Origin of the sequence: Cytobacillus sp. Hm23 (assembly GCF_051842895.1) — a bacterium.
Classification (GTDB): domain Bacteria; phylum Bacillota; class Bacilli; order Bacillales; family SM2101; genus Nanhaiella.
Map to the genome: position 1 here is coordinate 45,115 of NZ_JBPXRQ010000024.1, position 16,025 is coordinate 61,139.

The window sequence follows — 16,025 nt, forward strand, 5'->3', positions numbered from 1 at the left end:
CAGTCTTACAAAATATAAGTTATTGATCGAATTTCCCTCTTAAGCTATCATGCTTTCAAACATTCAACTAAACCGTTTCTCTCTTTTAATCTTTCATTGTTTCCACCATATCGATACCTCACCCTCTTTCATCATGCCCAAGTACTCCTTGCCATTATTGCTTCACAACAATAGTTTTACTAGCCTTCATCTAAGCACTTCATTACTGTATCACCGAAAGACCTAATATCCGCTAAGTAGTCGTTCCCAGGGGGTGAACCAAAACTATTAAACATACGGACTGCTACAGTATCATATTTAGGAATAACCAACACGGCAACATTTGTGTATCCTAAAATCTGATACGACCCTTGTGGAACAAGTGCTCCAATCTCTGTCTTTTTTGCGGGCAAATCTTTAACAAACCATAAAAAGCCGTTCTGCGGAAGGTCATCATGTATTAATTTTGGACTTTGAAGGGATGTAGCTAACCTCAAAAGCTCTTTATTAATTAGCTGTTTCCCATTTATTTCACCTTGCTTTAAATGAATATACCCCCAATATGCAAGATCTCTCGTAGATACATACATATTCATTTTGTCGCCGTCTTCACTTTTGTGAGATGACCAATGTCTGTCACTATCTCTAATTACTTCTACTAACTTGTCATTATATTCTCCATGCCACCCTGTTTCATTTAGTTCTAAAGGACGGAACACTTGTTCATTAAGAATTTGAGCGACTGTTTTTCCTGTAGTATTTTTGACAATTTGCGTTAATAAATTTACCCCTATATTTCGATAAGCCCAATTTTCACCCGGTAGAAATTCTCTAACGATCGTTCCGTTAGCAGTTTCCATTAAACCATGTGTATGTGTAAGCAAATGTCTTATCGAAGTGTACTGTAATGACTCTGAAGTTTTCATTGGAAGATACTTTGTCACTTCATCATCTATTGATTTAACGAATCCATGATGGACAGCATACGCGACAGCAAAACCAATATAGCTTTTTCGCACAGATGCGACATGAAATTGAGAATCTTCTTGAATTAGTCTTGCAGTCGGAGCTTTTGAATGCTTACCCCAATATTTTTCTAAAACCATTTTATTCTTGTGAATAACCATCACACTTGAACCTGTACAATTTACATTATTGGAGGAATTTCTCACATGAGTGAGCAAAGAGTTGAATTGGTTAGTGATTTTTTTATCAACGTTCATACTTGATTCCCTGCTTTCAATAAAATATCCTTTTATTACACCAGTATTATACGATGGTGTAAATATCCAAAAATTACGATAAACGCTATTATATGTCGATAAGACGCTATTTAGTTGATATATATACATCATTCATACCAAATACTTACTATTTCGTTAATATACTCCTAATATTGTTCAAGCTTATTGAAAGCGCATTCAATACCGTGGTAGCATAATTTTACATAGCACATAAGGAGGGTAATCAATGGCAAGCTTATCAATTACATCCTATCTATTACTATTTAGTATGCCTTTGTTAATTGCATTATCTGTTTTGACTTATCTACTTGAAAGGAGGAATTCATAATGCATGAAGCAACTCTTATTACTTTCATTGTATATCTCATTTTAATGCTCGTTATCGGTTTTATCTCCTATCGTTTAACAAAAAACTTATCAGATTATGTATTAGGTGGGAGAAATTTAGGTCCAGGAGTAACGGCACTTAGCGCTGGGGCTTCTGATATGAGTAGCTGGTTGTTATTAGGTTTACCTGGATCAGCCTATCTTTCAGGTATGAATGCGCTATGGATTACAGTAGGATTAGCTATCGGTGCCTATTTAAATTGGCAATTCGTTGCTCGACGACTTAGGGTTTATACTGAAATATCCAACAACTCAATTACGATTCCAGATTTCTTAGAAAACCGCTTCAAAGATCGATCAAAGATTTTACGCATCACGTCTGCTGTTGTTATCCTCATATTTTTCACCTTATACATATCTTCAGGAATGGTTGGCGGAGCCATTTTGTTTGAAAACTCATTCGGTTTATCGTATAGCTCTGCTTTATGGATTGGTGCACTCGTCATTGTTTCATATACATTTTTAGGTGGTTTTCTTGCTGTTAGTTGGACGGATTTTGTGCAAGGTATTTTAATGTTTCTTGCTTTGGTTATTGTCCCTATAGTAGCCATCACCGAAATGGGGGGGATCGGTGAAACGATAGATCGAGTAGCATCGATTGATCCAACTTATTTAGATGCTGCTGCCGATACAACCTTTATTGGAGTTGTTTCCTTATTAGCTTGGGGACTTGGGTATTTCGGTCAGCCACATATTTTAGCAAGATTTATGGCTATAAAATCCGTAAAAGATATTCCCACTGCTAGGTTAATAGGGATGACTTGGATGATACTAGCTGCGTTAGGTGCAGTTTTTACCGGGTTTGTCGGAATTGCCTATTTTGCAGATGTACCTTTAGCAAATCCCGAAATTGTATTTATTGAATTTACGCAAGTATTATTTGATCCTTGGGTTTCTGGGTTTTTATTAGCTGCAATATTAGCTGCAATTATGAGTACAATTGACTCTCAGTTACTCGTATCATCAAGTGCAGTCGTTGAAGACTTTTATAAATCGTTGTACAAAAAGCAAGCTGGCGATCGTGAGTTAGTGTGGATTAGTCGATTATCTGTTGTAATCATTGCTATTATTGCCATCCTTCTAGCCTCAAATCCTGAGAGCTCAGTACTAGAGCTAGTAAGCTACGCTTGGGCAGGTTTTGGTGCTGCATTCGGTCCAGTAATCCTCTTTTCGCTATTTTGGAAGCGGATGAATGGAAGTGGAGCGGCTGCTGGGTTGTTTGTAGGGGCACTGACTGTTATGCTTTGGAAAAATGCTGAAGGTGGCCTGTTTGATCTTTACGAAATTGTACCAGGATTTATTTTTGCATCATTAGCCATCGTGATCGTAAGTTTAGTAGGAGAAAAGCCCTCTAAAGAAATTGAAAACGAATTTGAACAAGTAAAATGAATTATCGTATAAAATATAAAGAAACTACTCTCGTATCCTAAGGGAGTAGTTTTTCATTTGAGCTATAGAGAGATATTTTCATAACATTAACACTTACAAATCATTAAGTGATTTCCGTCAGGATCTTTGAAATTAAAATAATGATTATGTTCAATTTCAGAAGTTAACTGAACCCCTTTTTGTTTCATATATGTATAAGCTGCCTCAATATCTTCTGTATTAAAATGAAATAATGGCGTTTTAAAAATATTTTCCTCTGAAAATATTTTACTGTCTAATACAATACCCGAACCTTTCATAGGCATTACATATATATGACCAAACTGAACTTCTCCGTCTACAGGTAAACCTAAAATGTCACAATACCAATCACGTGCATTTTCTATATTACTTACTGGAATAAAAACGGTCCCAATTTCATTTAAAACAGGAATACTCATCACCATACCTCCTACTTTTTTTAAAGACTCATTTTGTAAACTTTGTTGCTATAGTTCCTAAATCAAAAGTAATAAGATAGACTTTATAGCTATCGTTTTACAGTACTACGAAAAACGACAATCAATGCGAAAATACCGCTTGATCCCCTTCTAAGTAAGATACCATAAATACAATTATTTCAAATAATAAGAATTTTTACAATATATTTTTTTAGTGTTAAACTCTAAAATATTTATCAAAAATGAACTTATTTGATGACTACGAATAACATTATATTCATTTGAACTTTAACTACTTGTTCCTTCTACGTTTTTTTATTGTTGCGAAGTCCTAGTACAAGTAGAAAAAGAACAACGATCATGCGAAAACAGCCTGTTTTAAAAGAGGAAATGGCTCTTATAATCAAATTACAGTAATAAAAAAAAGTGGGTGATGAAAGGCTAGATTTTTAGACGAGAAACCGTCAAACGTTGCGGTAAGCTTGGAATGAAAGAGGTATTTGTTGTTTCTATTAATTATGATAATGATGTATGGAAAATTGTAAAATGAGTTCAAGTTCTTAAAACAAGCGCATGAAAACGAAACCTGATCATGTTAAAGAATTGAACAAGTCGGAATACTTTTTTCGATTCTTCAAGATCAGCTAATGTTTCAACAATTAAATCTTCAATCTCATCTACTGTTTTGTTTGAATAATCAATCCCTAAATCCTGTGCATATCTACGGAATGGTTCTGATGGAGATACCATATATTGTTTGGCAGTTTTCATGACTTATTCCTCCTTGTAAATTTGGGTTTAGCTTGATTTGCTACATATTATTATTGTTCTATGATTCTAATCGTTTGCTTTACATACTAATTATTGTACAAGCTAAATCTTAAATCTAAAGTATGATAAAAATGAAGAATTTCTTAAGAACATTTATTTCAAAATCTTAAATACAAAAAGCACAAATCATGCCTTACTGTGCTTTGTTGAAATGAGACAGTATAGAATATTGTAAGTTATAAGGGAGCTTTGTATATTTCATTAATTTCAGACACCACACGCTCAGCTGATCGTAAAGCTCCTTCAAGATGTCCCCCAAACTCAGAATCAGTTTCTGTACCTGCAAAAAATAACTTCTTTTCCCACGCACGAATTCCTGTCGGTGGACCATACCTTGGAAAATCGCTAAGTGAAGTGATATCCTCTGCTACCGCTGTCTTATTATCAGTTGACCAATCCTTATATAGCAAATCTACCGGGTTATTCGCTGGTGCTCCAAATAGCCGAGTCAACTGCTCCACGACTAGTTTGAATATCTTTTCTTCGCCTAGTCCTTGACGCATTTTCGCTGTTATCCTAAAGAAACCGAAAAGTGCTCCTGAACCAATTTGAGGTGAAGCATCATGTATTTCCTGCAATGGACCAATCCAGCTCGTTACTTGACCAGAAAGTCCATGTTCTCTCCAAAAAGGTCGGTCATAAACCGCAATCACCTTTGCCTGTCCTCCCATCCACGTAGGCTTATTAAGGAGGCTCCCCATAAGTTCCGTTGAGAGAGAAGGTGAAAAATCAATGTGATTTGCTACAAGTCTAGGAGGCAATGCAAGAATGACAGCTCTTGGTCGAAAATATTTTTTTTTGCTTCCAACGAGCGCTTCAACAGTAATTTCTTCAACACCTTCCCATCGAATTGTTGTTACACGCGTGTTCATCTCGATTGTCCCGGGAGGTAGCGTAGCTGCCACGGCATCAATGAGAGATTGTACTCCACCTTTGAAGCGGGTAGACCTCTCAACAGCTCCTTCTGGTAACAAATATCTCTGTGCTGGTTCATTCTTAAACCGTTCCAAAAGATTAGTTCCTTTGATGTGCTGATCAAATGTATGTAACCCAAGTTCTTTAACAAGGCTAGTTATAACCGGCTCATAGTGCGGCCAGAACCATGTCGGTCCCAAATCAAACTTGTCAAGACCGTGAATACCTAGCCCCAAATTACTTAAAACTCTACCTCCAATTCTCCCTCTACTTTCCAAAACCCTACAATTGATGCCTTGTGCAATTAATAAAGAAGCAGCACGTAGACCACTTAAGCCAGCACCCACAATTATGATAGGATCGTTCATCTTTTTTTACCTCCATTTTGAAACTTTAAACTTGATATAATATTAAAAGCCTTAGATTTACTATTAATATATTTTATCTACTAATAGGTAAATTTTCAACAGAAATGATTATAACCATCAACCAAACCCCAAGCTTACGTTTAAAATTCATTTGAATATAGAGTTTAGCGTACGCTCAGCACAAAGTATGACAACAAGGCTGACTCCATATCACCAAGTGAAAGGTGGTATGGAATCATCAATGGAGCGTATATCATATCCTTGATCAAGTAGATAAACAATTACTGCTTCTATATGTTCACATGTAGCTTTTGTATCATGAAATAAAATAACTGGTTGTTCATTCTTTAGCTCAAGGTTCTTGACATCATTAATAACATTTTCAACCATTCTTTCATCTTGGGTTACCCAATCTTCGCTATCTATGTTCCAATCCCATATTTGATAGCCAATATCTTGAATCGCTTCCTTCCACCCTTCCTCAAAAAAGGGTTTACTTCCATATGGCGTACGAATTAATGTAGTATCAATACCGGTTATTGTTTGGAGCGTTATTCGTTCTTTTTCCATTTCATTAATAACATTTTCCAGTGATGCATATACATGACGAGCATCATGGGTCACACCATGAAGGCCGATACTGTGACCTTTCTTTATTACTTCTTTAACGATGTTTGGATATTTTCTCATATAGCCATCGAGCATAAAGAAGGTTACTTTTACATTATATTTATCAAATAGATCTAAAAATTTCTCAGTATATTCCGAAGGGCCATCATCTATAGTTATATATGCAACCTTACTTCTCGATGTAGTTTCCTCTGAATAATCTTGCTCAGCTTTTACAGGACTAACCGAATAGAATAAACAAGAAAGTAGAATGAAAAGAATCATGAAAACCCTGAAAAATATAACGACGATGTTTAACTTAAAAATTGGTATAATACAAAGTTTCTTAGTATAATGTTGATTCACTTTCCTTCTCCTCCCTCATTATTATCTATATTCTTCCACAATTAACAGGCCGATTATCCTTGTACAAAAAAATAAATAGTTGAATTTTGTTTCTATTCAACTATACAAACATTTTGTTTGTAGACATGGCTCTCTTTGTAACTATTTTCACTAAGACAACATTGTTGCTATTCTTATTAAAAATGGACAGTATGAAGAGTTTTAATGAAACTTCACTTATTGTATATTAGTAGAAAAGATGCCATGAACGCCAGGTTGATACGTGCTTAAATCTTAGATTGAAAAGTAAAAATTAACTCGAAAACACCTATAGTCATTTAAAGACACTTATCGGTATTTTTTCTGTTAATAAAATCAGCAAGGACCTGCATAAGAATAGTAATAAATGCCAACTTCATGATTCATTTTCTGATGATGTAGGGAAATTGCAAATTTGATGGGTAAGAGAGCTATAAATGTTCCTACAAAAAGGAAAGTAGGTGAATTTGTGCAAATCTTTGTTTATTCTTTTGTTGCAGTTATTATTATTGTTGGGTTTTCTTCCACATTGGTTAGCAAGCGGAAGCCAACATTGTACTGGTTACCAGGAACAATTTTATCCGTTATTACTTTGGCATTCGCGATAATTAGTTTTTTTACCCTTAATGGCTGGGAAGCTATGGGCTTTTTCTTTTTGTTTATTAGTGTGCTTTTCGGCTCCGTAATAGGAACATTCATTGTAAAGTTTAAGAAAGCGTCGATACATTAACAAATAGTAGCTATCTATATGCACTTTAATTTCTCAGCAAGGTTTTTTTGTAAGGTTGCTGTCTATCATACAATAAATACTCCTTCTATATATACCGACAATCTAGCACTAAAACCTATTCTAGCTGTTCTAATGTAGCACAAGTAGCAACTAAAGATTTTAAAGAAGAACCTTCAATTGAAGGTTCTCAACAATTTATGTGATTCTACGAATTTATCGGAGTTACTCACTTTAGATGCTCAATGATTTTATATTGCATTTTTCATATATCACACAGTTTGTATCGTAAATAGGAATAGACTTTATACAATGGTCAGTATTCTTATATAATTTGGAGAAATTATTAATGCTGAAACAAGTGAAGTTACAGTTAAGTTTCAATAGACTAAGTCTCACTAACTTAATAATTTGCTAACATGCTCTATAATACTTTCACTGTTTTCGAATTGTATTATTTTATCTTTATAATCCGTATTTCTAATAAAATTCGGTAGGAAGTCTTGATTATATTTTTTGTTCCATTCAATTAACTGTTGTATGCTTTGAGTTGTTTCTTTTTTAGTTGAAGGTAATAAACCTGTTTTTCTTTTTTGGAATCTACTCCAAATTCTATTTTCCTGTATTGATAACGGTGTTTGAAGGACAAATATTTGATCAGCCAGTGCGAAGCTAGGGGCTAACCAAGTGAAATATACTCCTTCTATAATCCATGAAGGGTGTTCCACAAACCCTTTCAGATTGTTATCCCGCATAGGTGCAGAAGCTTTTATACCATACTCTTCTGCTTGATGATCCCAAAATATTTGATCTAAATCTAAGTGTGGTATTTTATACATTTCACTTAACTGCTTAGCAGTATATGTTTTCCCACTCCCTGCTCCACCAATAATATGAACTCTTATATCCATTCACCCCTTTCAACTACTCTAAAGTCAATCATTTCTGTTCTTTCACTTACAATGTAATTTCCTATTAGACAGGTGAACTCCTGTCATTTATACTACATTGTTGCCCTATGATTTGAGCAATAAAGTAGATTTAATTACGCAATAAATGCTAGATAAGAGTTCCAGTAATCTAACTAAACAATAGAAATAGAATGTTAATTAATAATTCTACTCTTTACTATATAAACCTTCTTTATAGGTTTTTGCACATCAAATGTTGTTTAAGTCTAAAGCCATACAAACTTAACGTTTGTGGCTTCTTTTCCCCATTAATATGGTGACAACTGTATAAATCTATATCTGGTGTCTTATGTTAGTAACATGAGCAATATATAAGACTTTCGTTAATAATTATAGAATCGTCCCTCATCATAACCGACGATTACATTTATTTGAGATATCTTTTACACTATAAATTCATAAACATCAAAAAAACAGCAGCTTCCTCAGCTACTGCATCTAATCATTTGTACATCTCATTTCATTTAAATATTTTTAATATCCCGAACATGAAAGCAATAGCTAATCCTATAATGGAGATGAATCTGAGGAAATAGAGCTCAAACATGAAACTAATTATTACAATAGGTAGTCCAATCATAATCATAAGAGATACAAACTTCCTATAGCGAATCACTTCTTCTGAAAGCTCTGGTTCTCCCTTGTACATCCATCTATTCCCAAATAACATACTTTCCTCGGGAGAAATATAAGCCCAAATTAACAATGCATATATAGGAATCATAAAAATAACTGTTAAAATCGCTGTAGTCATTAAGTCTCCTCCATGAGTATTACATTTTACTTTATATTAAATATAGTAGACCCCCACCCACCTGAAGGACCTCATATAATGGCACCATACTTAAGTAAATAACGGCTGTTGTTGCATTGATTGTTGCTTTTCGTTCTAAGATAAGTACTGATACATCTTTTTTTACTTTTATTAACATTGAACTCTCTTAAAACTCATCGCACTGTCCATTTTTAATAAAAAATCCTTTAAAAAGTAATACGTTTTCTTGCTACAAAGGTTTCACCTATTTCGCTATTTTACTGAGCAGTCTTATTAATATGAAGAAATATAACAAAACAATTGGAACAATGGCATGAATAATAGCCCGAACAATAACAATCCAAATGCAAACTGCAAAAGTAAATCACCTCAGGGTAATAGCATTTTGATAGTGTCATTACTTGTACACTCCCCTAACCTCCTTCTCTTTACTATCCTTTTGGCAATTGATTCATTTTGCTTAACAAATACTTATAAAAAAATAGGGGAATTTCCCCCTTCGAATAGAGAAGTTCCCCGATATGTAATCTCCTTTCCCTCATTTACAATTGAATTATGGTAATTGTTCGTGAATAAGGAGGAGTTTACATGCAAGCAAAAGCTGCAGTCAATCAAAAAACAGGAAGCCATCTAAACAATGCGTTTGCATCGAACTTTGCTAAGTCAATGTTCTTATCAGTAACAGCACTTGCAATTTTATCTTTTATAGGGACTAGGATGTTTACACATATAGATTTGAACCTCTATGGATATATGGTTGGAACAATCGTCTTTCTAGGAGGCTTCTTCTATCGATTTATTGCTTGGGGAGAACGTCCACCAACAAAGATCATTTTGAAAAAAGGGCTAAAATTGTTATTTAGAAAGTCTACACCAAAAACTTCCGTTGATCATCTTGCAACATACAATTTCATCTGGAATAGGGGAATTTACCGATGGACTCAACACGTGTTAATTGGATGGGGATGTATTCTATCTTGCCTCGTCACCTTTCCTCTCGTTTTTGGATGGATGTATTTTACGATGGATGACAATGGCTTCTATAACATTATTGCATTCGGCATAAAAGTAATGACTGTCCCTGCGGAGGGCATCATTGCAAATCTTTCTTATAATGCACTAAACATCACTGCGGTTATGGTCATTACAGGCGTATGTATGGCATTGTACCGTCGCCTAAAAAATATGCAAGCAAGAGCAGAGCAGAAATTCCTTTATGACTTCATGCCTCTATATATGCTACTTCTTGTGAGCATAACAGGTTTATCTCTAACGTTTATGAACATTTTTTTAGACGGTGCGGGACAGCCAGCAATGTCATTAATTCATCAGTGGTCAGTCATTATTACGTTAATCTATCTACCATTCGGCAAGCTAGCACACATTCCTTTCCGTCCAATGAGTGTACTTGCTCGAAACTATAGAGAGCATTATGCTGAGAAGTCGATGAAAGAATGTAAAGTTTGTGGAGATCAATTTGTATCATCAGAACAATCGCAAGATGTCGTCGATGTTCTTAACGTGAATGATATTCAATTCACAACGAAAGATGGTCATCAGCTAGCGGAATTGTGTCTTCCATGCAGAAGAAAGTATCGAATTGCACAATTTTCAGGGTTCCCTACCCATGAAGTGAAGGTCAAGGAGGCAAACCAGAATGCAAAGGGATAAGTTTTATAAGGAAGTTGAGAATGTATACCATCCAAATGAAACATTAGTCAAAACACATTGCAGCTATTGTGGTATGCAATGCGGGATGAATCTGCGTGTTAATACCCATACAAATAAAATAATTGGGGTTGAACCTCGTTATGATTGGCCAGTTACGGTCGGAAAGATGTGCCCTAAAGGTGTAACAGCCTATCAGCAGACAAATCATAAAGACCGCTTGTTAAAGCCGTTGATCCGTGATAATGCTGCACTCAAAGGTACTACGGAAGGTTTTCGCGAAGCAAGCTGGGATGAAGCGTATGATCTGATTTCAAAGAAATTCATAGAGCTTCAAAAAGAGTATGGTAAAGATACTTTATCGGTATTCAGTGGCGTGTCCATGACAAATGAAAAGTGTTATTTAACTGGGAAATTCGCTCGGGTTGCTCTCGGAACACGCTATATAGATTATAACGGTCGCTTTTGTATGTCAAGTGCAGCTGGAGGATTTCTCCGTACATTTGGTGTTGATAGAGGCTCTACGCTTCCATGGACAGATATCCATGAGACAGACTGCTTATTTATCGCTGGAAGCAATACTGCTGAATGTCACCCAACATCCATGTTTAGGATTTGGAACGTGCAAGAAAGAGGCGGCTATATCATTGTAGTTGACCCGCGTGAAACACCAATTGCAAGAAGAGCTGACCTTCACCTAGATCTACAGCCTGGTACTGACCTGGCACTTGCTAATGGCATTGTGAATCAGCTAATCCAATTGGGCTATATAGATGAAGATTTTATCAATAACCACACAAATGGTTTTGAAGAAACGAAAGAGCTTGTAAAAGATTACACACCAGAATACACGAGCATGCTGACAGGTGTAGCACCTGAAAAAATTATTCGTGCAGCAGAGCTGTACGGTAAGGCACCAAATGCAGTTGTTATGTTTGCCCGTGGAGTGGAACAGCAACACAAAGGGGTAGATAATGTTTCTGGTTATACAAATATGGCGCTTGTTACAGGGAAAATCGGCCGTCCGAAGTCAGGTGTTGCAACTTTTACAGGGCAAGGTAACGGTCAAGGTGGCAGGGAGCACGGACAGAAATCAGATTTACTTCCAGGTTACCGCAAAATTACTAACCCTGAACATGTAAAAGATATATGCAAGGTTTGGAATATTACACCTGATGAAATGCCACAAGCTGGTGTATCAGCTTATGAAATGTTCGAGCTAATGGAGGAGAAAACAATTCGAGGTTTATACCTCCTCTGCTCTAATCCGGCAGTTTCTGCACCAAATCTAAACTATGTTCGCAAAACATTAAAGAATTTAGATTTCATGGTTTGTGCGGATTTCTATCTATCTGAATCAGCACAATTTGCTGATGTCGTTCTCCCTGCAGTCACTTGGTCAGAGGATGAAGGAACAGTTACTAATATTGAAGGGCGTATTATCAAGATTAATAAAGCTCAAGAACCTGTAGGAGAATCGAAGCCTGATTGGCAAATACAAGTTGAACTCGCTGAACGCCTAGGACGTGGTAAATACTTCTCTCATTTGACAACAGCTAAAGCTATTGCAGATGAGTTCAGATTGGCAACAAAAGGTGGTAATGCAGACTACTATGGTGCAACATGGGACAAAATCGATAAGCAAGATGGGGTGTTTTGGCCTTGTAAGGATGAGCATGATGAGGGTACTCCACATATGTTTTTAGATAAGAAATTCTATCATCCGGACGGAAAAGCAAAAATATGTGCACTTCCTTATCGTCCTCCTGCAGAGGAGCCATGTGATAAATATCCTCTTCGTTTAACAACTGGACGAGTTGTCTATCACTATCTATCTGGAAACCAAACAAGAAGAATATCGTTCCTTCATGACATGTGCCCAGAGCCTTTTGTGGAAATTCATCCGGAAACGGCCGCTAAATACAATATGGACCACGAGGAACAAGTCCGCTTGTTTACTAGAAGAGGCGAAGCAATTTATAAAGTAAAAATAACAGAAGCGATTCGAAAGGATACCGTTTTTGTTCCGTATCACTTTGGTAACGAGGATTCTATTAACCTATTAACAATTGCAGCGCTAGACCCCATGTCGCGAATGCCTGAATTTAAGGCTTGTGCTGCACAATTGGAAAAAGTCGAAATAAAGAAGGTGCAATAAATGAAAAAGAGGCTGTACTTAGAACTTGAAAACTGTATAGGGTGCCGATCATGCCTCGCTGCATGTACGCAATGTGGTGGACATGAAGAACGTAACAGGAACTACGTTTATGATGTTAACCCTCTTGTTAACCGGCAGACGATGCCTCTTATGTGTCTACACTGCGAAAATCCAGCATGTGCAAGAAGCTGCCCAGCCCAGGCTATCCAAATACATGAAACAGGGGCAGTATTATCAGCACTTGTTGAGAAATGCATCGGCTGTCAAAACTGTACAATCGCATGTCCTTATGGCATACCGAAATTTGATACAGAACAGAACTTAATGTATAAATGCGATTTATGTATAGATCGAACAAAAGACGGAATTCCACCTATGTGTGCTAGCGTATGCCCTTCCAACACACTTCAATGGTTGACAGATGAGGAAATTGCAAATAAAAAGAAGCAATTTAACCTTGATAACGACAAATGGGTTACAAGCATGCCATACCTAGAAGGTGAAACAAACGTGAAAGTAAATCTGCCTGGGATCCTGCAAGGCATTACAAAGTTATATTAGGAGGGATGAGGGATGTCTGATAACAACAAAATCCCCTTTAATGAAGATAATTACACTCATAATATAGAGCGAAATAATGAAAGAAGGCTAGACAGACGTGGGTTTATGAAAACATTGGTTGGAGCTGCAGGTGTATTCGCAGTTTCTTCTCTTCCATGGGGCGCAGTAGCAGCTAAAGAATTAATGGGTCTAGGAGACAAAGAATATCCACTTAAGAAAATAACTGACGTAAGCAAGTTGCCAATTGGCGATGCAGTAGAATTCAAGTTTCCTAGTGAGCATGATGACGCCATTTTGATTCGCTTAGCAGAAAACAAATATGTTGCATATCAGAATGCATGCACACATTTACGCTGCCCAGTTTTCTGGGTGAAGGAGGAAGGTGAAATGATTTGTCCTTGCCATCATGGCAAATTTGATGTTGAAACAGGTGCACCTACTGCCGGACCTCCAAGAAGACCTCTTCCTGAAATAAAGGTCAAAGTTGAAAACGGTGCAATTTATGCAGAAAGGGTGAAGCGTTATGAAACGTAGCTATATAGGTGTAATCATCTTAAGCGCTATTTTATTGTTAAATATTATCTTTACCCAATATATGGTCCATCAATACTATTATGGAAACTATGTAAATGTGTTGATTTTTGCCGGTTTAAACTTTGTATCATTCCTCTTAGCAATACTAGCTTATAAAAAGACGATTAACGTGAGGCGTGAATGTGATGAACAGTGAAACTTATATTGATTTTTGTTTCGTAAGGAAGTCAAATGGCAACTTTATATCTGTTGTTGAGCCTATGCTAACCGAACTGTTCAATGATGTTAACTTAAACTGGTATCTTGAAGAAAAGAACGAGCAAGGCATCGATATCGTCGTAGCTGAGATTAAGGGTATGAGCAGATGGAAATCTGAAGAAGAAACAATCCATTATATCGAAGACCACGCTCGCGACCAATTCTGGGAATATTTACAAGGATACAAAATGTATATATATCCTCCTAAGAAAGGGTGCAGCACTTGTGGAACTCGTTAACAAAAATGACTTGGATACTTTTGTCCTACAAAATGTGGAGGTAGCTATTTACGATGATCAGGATGATGACAAAGCTCCCTTTGTACCTAAAATCATTCAAAAAACAGCTTTGTGTCCAGATGAGACTCATTTGCGCATTTATTTTGATCATATGAACTTCTTTGCTGTCCCGTTAAGTTCACATGTAAACAAACACGATAATGAATGGAAAGCTTTTGATTCAGAACAAGAATTATATTACGTAATTAGAAAGGTGAGTGACTAACATGAGTAAGAACAAACGAATTACCCAGTGGAACCCAGAAGATGACAAGTTTTGGCAGCAAGAAGGAAAAAAACATGCGACAAGAAATTTGTGGATATCAGTTCCAACATTAATGATGGCTTTTATTGTATGGCAAATTTGGTCAGTAGTAGCTGTACGCTTAAATGATATCGGTTTTAACTTTACGGCTGAGCAGCTATTTACACTAGCTGCAGTTCCTGGACTTGTAGGTGCAACATTACGATTCTTTTACACTTTTGCCGTAGGAACATTCGGTGGACGTAACTGGACAGTATTCTCAACAGCAATCCTTGCAATTCCTGCAATCGGAATTGGGTTTGCGGTTCAAAACCCTGAAACTCCATATTCAGTTATGCTATTGCTAGCAGCACTTTGTGGACTTGGTGGAGGGAATTTTTCATCAAGCTCAGCTAATATGAGCTTCTTCTTCCCTAAGAAAGAAAAGGGAACGGCCTTGGGTATTAATGGTGGATTAGGTAATATGGGTGTGTCTGTAGTACAATTTGTAACACCACTTATTATTGCAACTGGATCTTTAGCGTTTTTAGGAAAAGGGCAACAACTCACAAACGGTGAAGAAATATGGCTACACAATGCTGCATTTATCTGGGTTGTACCTATCGTCATATTGACCATTGTTGCATATTTCGGAATGGATAATATTCCTACTGCAAAACAATCTGTATCAGATCAATTTGTTGTTCTTAAACGCAAGCATACATGGGTTATGACCGTTCTTTACGTAGCTACATTCGGTTCATTTATCGGTTATGCAGCAGCTTTTCCTTTATTATTAAAAGCTCAATTCCCAGAATATCTGTCTGTCGCTTTCCTAGGTGCATTTCTTGCTGCAGCAGCACGACCAGTTGGCGGCTGGATGTCTGATAAATTCGGAGGAGCAATTGTTACCGCTTGGGTATTTATATCAATGATCTCTGGATCTTTAGGTGTAATCTATTTCACAAATATGGAAGTTTTCTCTGGTTTCCTTGCATCATTCCTACTGTTATTTATTGCATCTGGAATCGGTTCTGGATCAACGTTCCAAATGATACCTGGTATCTTCCCTGTTAAAGAAGCAGCTCCTGTTTTAGGAATTACAGCTGCATTTGCAGCATATGGTTCATTCTTTATTCCAAAACTATTTGGGTGGTCTGTTGAATCAACAGGAACACCAGTCAATGCTTTTTATATCTTTATTGGATTGTATGTCGTTTCATTAGTATTAAACTGGTATTATTATCAGCGAAAGGTACACTCAAAAGAAAAAGAAGTTGCAAAAGCATCATAAATAAGACCTCG

18 protein-coding genes are annotated in these 16,025 nt (G+C 36.5%); 10 read left to right on the top strand and 8 right to left on the bottom strand.

Annotation, left to right across the window (positions count from 1 at the left end):
- Positions 1-179: 179 nt before the first annotated feature.
- Positions 180-1,331, bottom strand: a complete 1,152-nt coding sequence (locus ACSVDA_RS15145; RefSeq protein ID WP_485884270.1) for a serine hydrolase domain-containing protein — start codon at positions 1,329-1,331, stop codon at positions 180-182.
- A gap of 219 nt (positions 1,332-1,550) precedes the next feature.
- Here ACSVDA_RS15145 and putP point away from each other — a divergent pair, with 219 nt between their 5' ends.
- Complete coding sequence (gene putP, locus ACSVDA_RS15150) at positions 1,551-2,999, top strand: sodium/proline symporter PutP (protein WP_485884271.1); 1,449 nt, start codon at positions 1,551-1,553, stop codon at positions 2,997-2,999.
- 86 nt (positions 3,000-3,085) lie between these two features.
- Here putP and ACSVDA_RS15155 read toward each other — a convergent pair whose 3' ends face one another.
- From ACSVDA_RS15155 to ACSVDA_RS15170, 4 genes are all read right to left on the bottom strand, one after another.
- Positions 3,086-3,439: a VOC family protein gene (locus ACSVDA_RS15155; RefSeq protein ID WP_320210671.1), complete on the bottom strand. Its 354-nt coding sequence runs from the start codon at positions 3,437-3,439 to the stop codon at positions 3,086-3,088.
- Positions 3,440-3,991: 552 nt separating this feature from the next.
- Entirely contained in the window at positions 3,992-4,210 is a 219-nt protein-coding gene (locus ACSVDA_RS15160) for a hypothetical protein (protein ID WP_320210672.1), read from the bottom strand.
- A gap of 236 nt (positions 4,211-4,446) precedes the next feature.
- Entirely contained in the window at positions 4,447-5,553 is a 1,107-nt protein-coding gene (locus tag ACSVDA_RS15165; RefSeq protein WP_485884272.1) for a flavin monoamine oxidase family protein, read from the bottom strand.
- Between the two features lie 210 nt (positions 5,554-5,763).
- On the bottom strand, positions 5,764-6,528 hold the full coding sequence (locus tag ACSVDA_RS15170) for a polysaccharide deacetylase family protein (RefSeq protein WP_485884273.1): 765 nt from the start codon (positions 6,526-6,528) through the stop codon (positions 5,764-5,766).
- 436 nt (positions 6,529-6,964) lie between these two features.
- Here ACSVDA_RS15170 and ACSVDA_RS15175 point away from each other — a divergent pair, with 436 nt between their 5' ends.
- Positions 6,965-7,276, top strand: coding sequence for a YesK family protein (locus tag ACSVDA_RS15175; RefSeq protein ID WP_485884274.1), 312 nt, complete (start codon positions 6,965-6,967; stop codon positions 7,274-7,276).
- A gap of 395 nt (positions 7,277-7,671) precedes the next feature.
- Here ACSVDA_RS15175 and ACSVDA_RS15180 read toward each other — a convergent pair whose 3' ends face one another.
- From ACSVDA_RS15180 to ACSVDA_RS15190, 3 genes are all read right to left on the bottom strand, one after another.
- Positions 7,672-8,184: a P-loop NTPase family protein gene (locus tag ACSVDA_RS15180; RefSeq protein ID WP_485884275.1), complete on the bottom strand. Its 513-nt coding sequence runs from the start codon at positions 8,182-8,184 to the stop codon at positions 7,672-7,674.
- Positions 8,185-8,704: 520 nt separating this feature from the next.
- Positions 8,705-8,998 carry a hypothetical protein gene (locus ACSVDA_RS15185; protein WP_485884276.1) on the bottom strand — a complete coding sequence of 98 codons (294 nt, stop codon included), beginning with the start codon at positions 8,996-8,998 and terminating at the stop codon, positions 8,705-8,707.
- A 31-nt stretch (positions 8,999-9,029) separates the two neighbouring features.
- Positions 9,030-9,176, bottom strand: a complete 147-nt coding sequence (locus ACSVDA_RS15190) for a hypothetical protein (protein ID WP_485884277.1) — start codon at positions 9,174-9,176, stop codon at positions 9,030-9,032.
- Positions 9,177-9,607: 431 nt separating this feature from the next.
- On the opposite strand from ACSVDA_RS15190, the gene ACSVDA_RS15195 reads away from it, so the two are divergent.
- Genes ACSVDA_RS15195 through ACSVDA_RS15230 form a run of 8 tightly spaced genes read left to right on the top strand, consistent with a single transcriptional unit; the run spans position 9,608 to position 16,014 of the window.
- The gene (locus ACSVDA_RS15195) at positions 9,608-10,690 is read left to right on the top strand and encodes a hypothetical protein (RefSeq protein WP_485884278.1); all 1,083 of its coding nucleotides are present in this window, start codon (positions 9,608-9,610) and stop codon (positions 10,688-10,690) included.
- Positions 10,677-12,845 (top strand): molybdopterin oxidoreductase family protein, encoded by a 2,169-nt coding sequence (locus ACSVDA_RS15200; protein ID WP_485884279.1) that lies wholly within the window; start codon positions 10,677-10,679, stop codon positions 12,843-12,845. Before ACSVDA_RS15195 ends, ACSVDA_RS15200 begins: the two co-directional genes overlap by 14 nt.
- Positions 12,846-13,406 (top strand): 4Fe-4S dicluster domain-containing protein, encoded by a 561-nt coding sequence (locus ACSVDA_RS15205; RefSeq protein ID WP_485884280.1) that lies wholly within the window; start codon positions 12,846-12,848, stop codon positions 13,404-13,406.
- Between the two features lie 12 nt (positions 13,407-13,418).
- Positions 13,419-13,940, top strand: coding sequence for a Rieske (2Fe-2S) protein (locus ACSVDA_RS15210; protein WP_485884281.1), 522 nt, complete (start codon positions 13,419-13,421; stop codon positions 13,938-13,940).
- A complete protein-coding gene (locus tag ACSVDA_RS15215) occupies positions 13,930-14,136 on the top strand; it encodes a hypothetical protein (protein WP_485884282.1) in 207 nt (68 codons plus the stop codon). The genes ACSVDA_RS15210 and ACSVDA_RS15215 overlap by 11 nt, the downstream gene beginning before the upstream one ends.
- Positions 14,126-14,437 carry a hypothetical protein gene (locus ACSVDA_RS15220; RefSeq protein ID WP_485884283.1) on the top strand — a complete coding sequence of 104 codons (312 nt, stop codon included), beginning with the start codon at positions 14,126-14,128 and terminating at the stop codon, positions 14,435-14,437. Before ACSVDA_RS15215 ends, ACSVDA_RS15220 begins: the two co-directional genes overlap by 11 nt.
- 10 nt (positions 14,438-14,447) lie before the next feature.
- A complete protein-coding gene (locus tag ACSVDA_RS15225) occupies positions 14,448-14,702 on the top strand; it encodes a hypothetical protein (protein ID WP_485884284.1) in 255 nt (84 codons plus the stop codon).
- Position 14,703: 1 nt separating this feature from the next.
- Positions 14,704-16,014 (top strand): NarK family nitrate/nitrite MFS transporter, encoded by a 1,311-nt coding sequence (locus tag ACSVDA_RS15230; RefSeq protein ID WP_485884285.1) that lies wholly within the window; start codon positions 14,704-14,706, stop codon positions 16,012-16,014.
- Positions 16,015-16,025: the final 11 nt, after the last annotated feature.

What these genes read in the sequence shown, in the direction of transcription:
- ACSVDA_RS15195 (WP_485884278.1), top strand. Translation starts at nt 9,608, where the DNA reads ATGCAAGCAAAAGCTGCAGTCAATCAAAAAACAGGAAGCCATCTAAAC.
- ACSVDA_RS15215 (WP_485884282.1), top strand. Translation starts at nt 13,930, where the DNA reads ATGAAACGTAGCTATATAGGTGTAATCATCTTAAGCGCTATTTTATTG.
- ACSVDA_RS15200 (WP_485884279.1), top strand. Translation starts at nt 10,677, where the DNA reads ATGCAAAGGGATAAGTTTTATAAGGAAGTTGAGAATGTATACCATCCA.
- ACSVDA_RS15205 (WP_485884280.1), top strand. Translation starts at nt 12,846, where the DNA reads ATGAAAAAGAGGCTGTACTTAGAACTTGAAAACTGTATAGGGTGCCGA.
- ACSVDA_RS15185 (WP_485884276.1), bottom strand. Translation starts at nt 8,998, where the DNA reads ATGACTACAGCGATTTTAACAGTTATTTTTATGATTCCTATATATGCA.
- ACSVDA_RS15175 (WP_485884274.1), top strand. Translation starts at nt 6,965, where the DNA reads ATGGGTAAGAGAGCTATAAATGTTCCTACAAAAAGGAAAGTAGGTGAA.
- ACSVDA_RS15190 (WP_485884277.1), bottom strand. Translation starts at nt 9,176, where the DNA reads ATGTTAATAAAAGTAAAAAAAGATGTATCAGTACTTATCTTAGAACGA.
- ACSVDA_RS15180 (WP_485884275.1), bottom strand. Translation starts at nt 8,184, where the DNA reads ATGGATATAAGAGTTCATATTATTGGTGGAGCAGGGAGTGGGAAAACA.
- ACSVDA_RS15155 (WP_320210671.1), bottom strand. Translation starts at nt 3,439, where the DNA reads ATGAGTATTCCTGTTTTAAATGAAATTGGGACCGTTTTTATTCCAGTA.
- ACSVDA_RS15145 (WP_485884270.1), bottom strand. Translation starts at nt 1,331, where the DNA reads ATGTATATATATCAACTAAATAGCGTCTTATCGACATATAATAGCGTT.
- ACSVDA_RS15230 (WP_485884285.1), top strand. Translation starts at nt 14,704, where the DNA reads ATGAGTAAGAACAAACGAATTACCCAGTGGAACCCAGAAGATGACAAG.
- ACSVDA_RS15220 (WP_485884283.1), top strand. Translation starts at nt 14,126, where the DNA reads ATGAACAGTGAAACTTATATTGATTTTTGTTTCGTAAGGAAGTCAAAT.
- ACSVDA_RS15165 (WP_485884272.1), bottom strand. Translation starts at nt 5,553, where the DNA reads ATGAACGATCCTATCATAATTGTGGGTGCTGGCTTAAGTGGTCTACGT.
- ACSVDA_RS15160 (WP_320210672.1), bottom strand. Translation starts at nt 4,210, where the DNA reads ATGAAAACTGCCAAACAATATATGGTATCTCCATCAGAACCATTCCGT.
- ACSVDA_RS15210 (WP_485884281.1), top strand. Translation starts at nt 13,419, where the DNA reads ATGTCTGATAACAACAAAATCCCCTTTAATGAAGATAATTACACTCAT.
- putP (WP_485884271.1), top strand. Translation starts at nt 1,551, where the DNA reads ATGCATGAAGCAACTCTTATTACTTTCATTGTATATCTCATTTTAATG.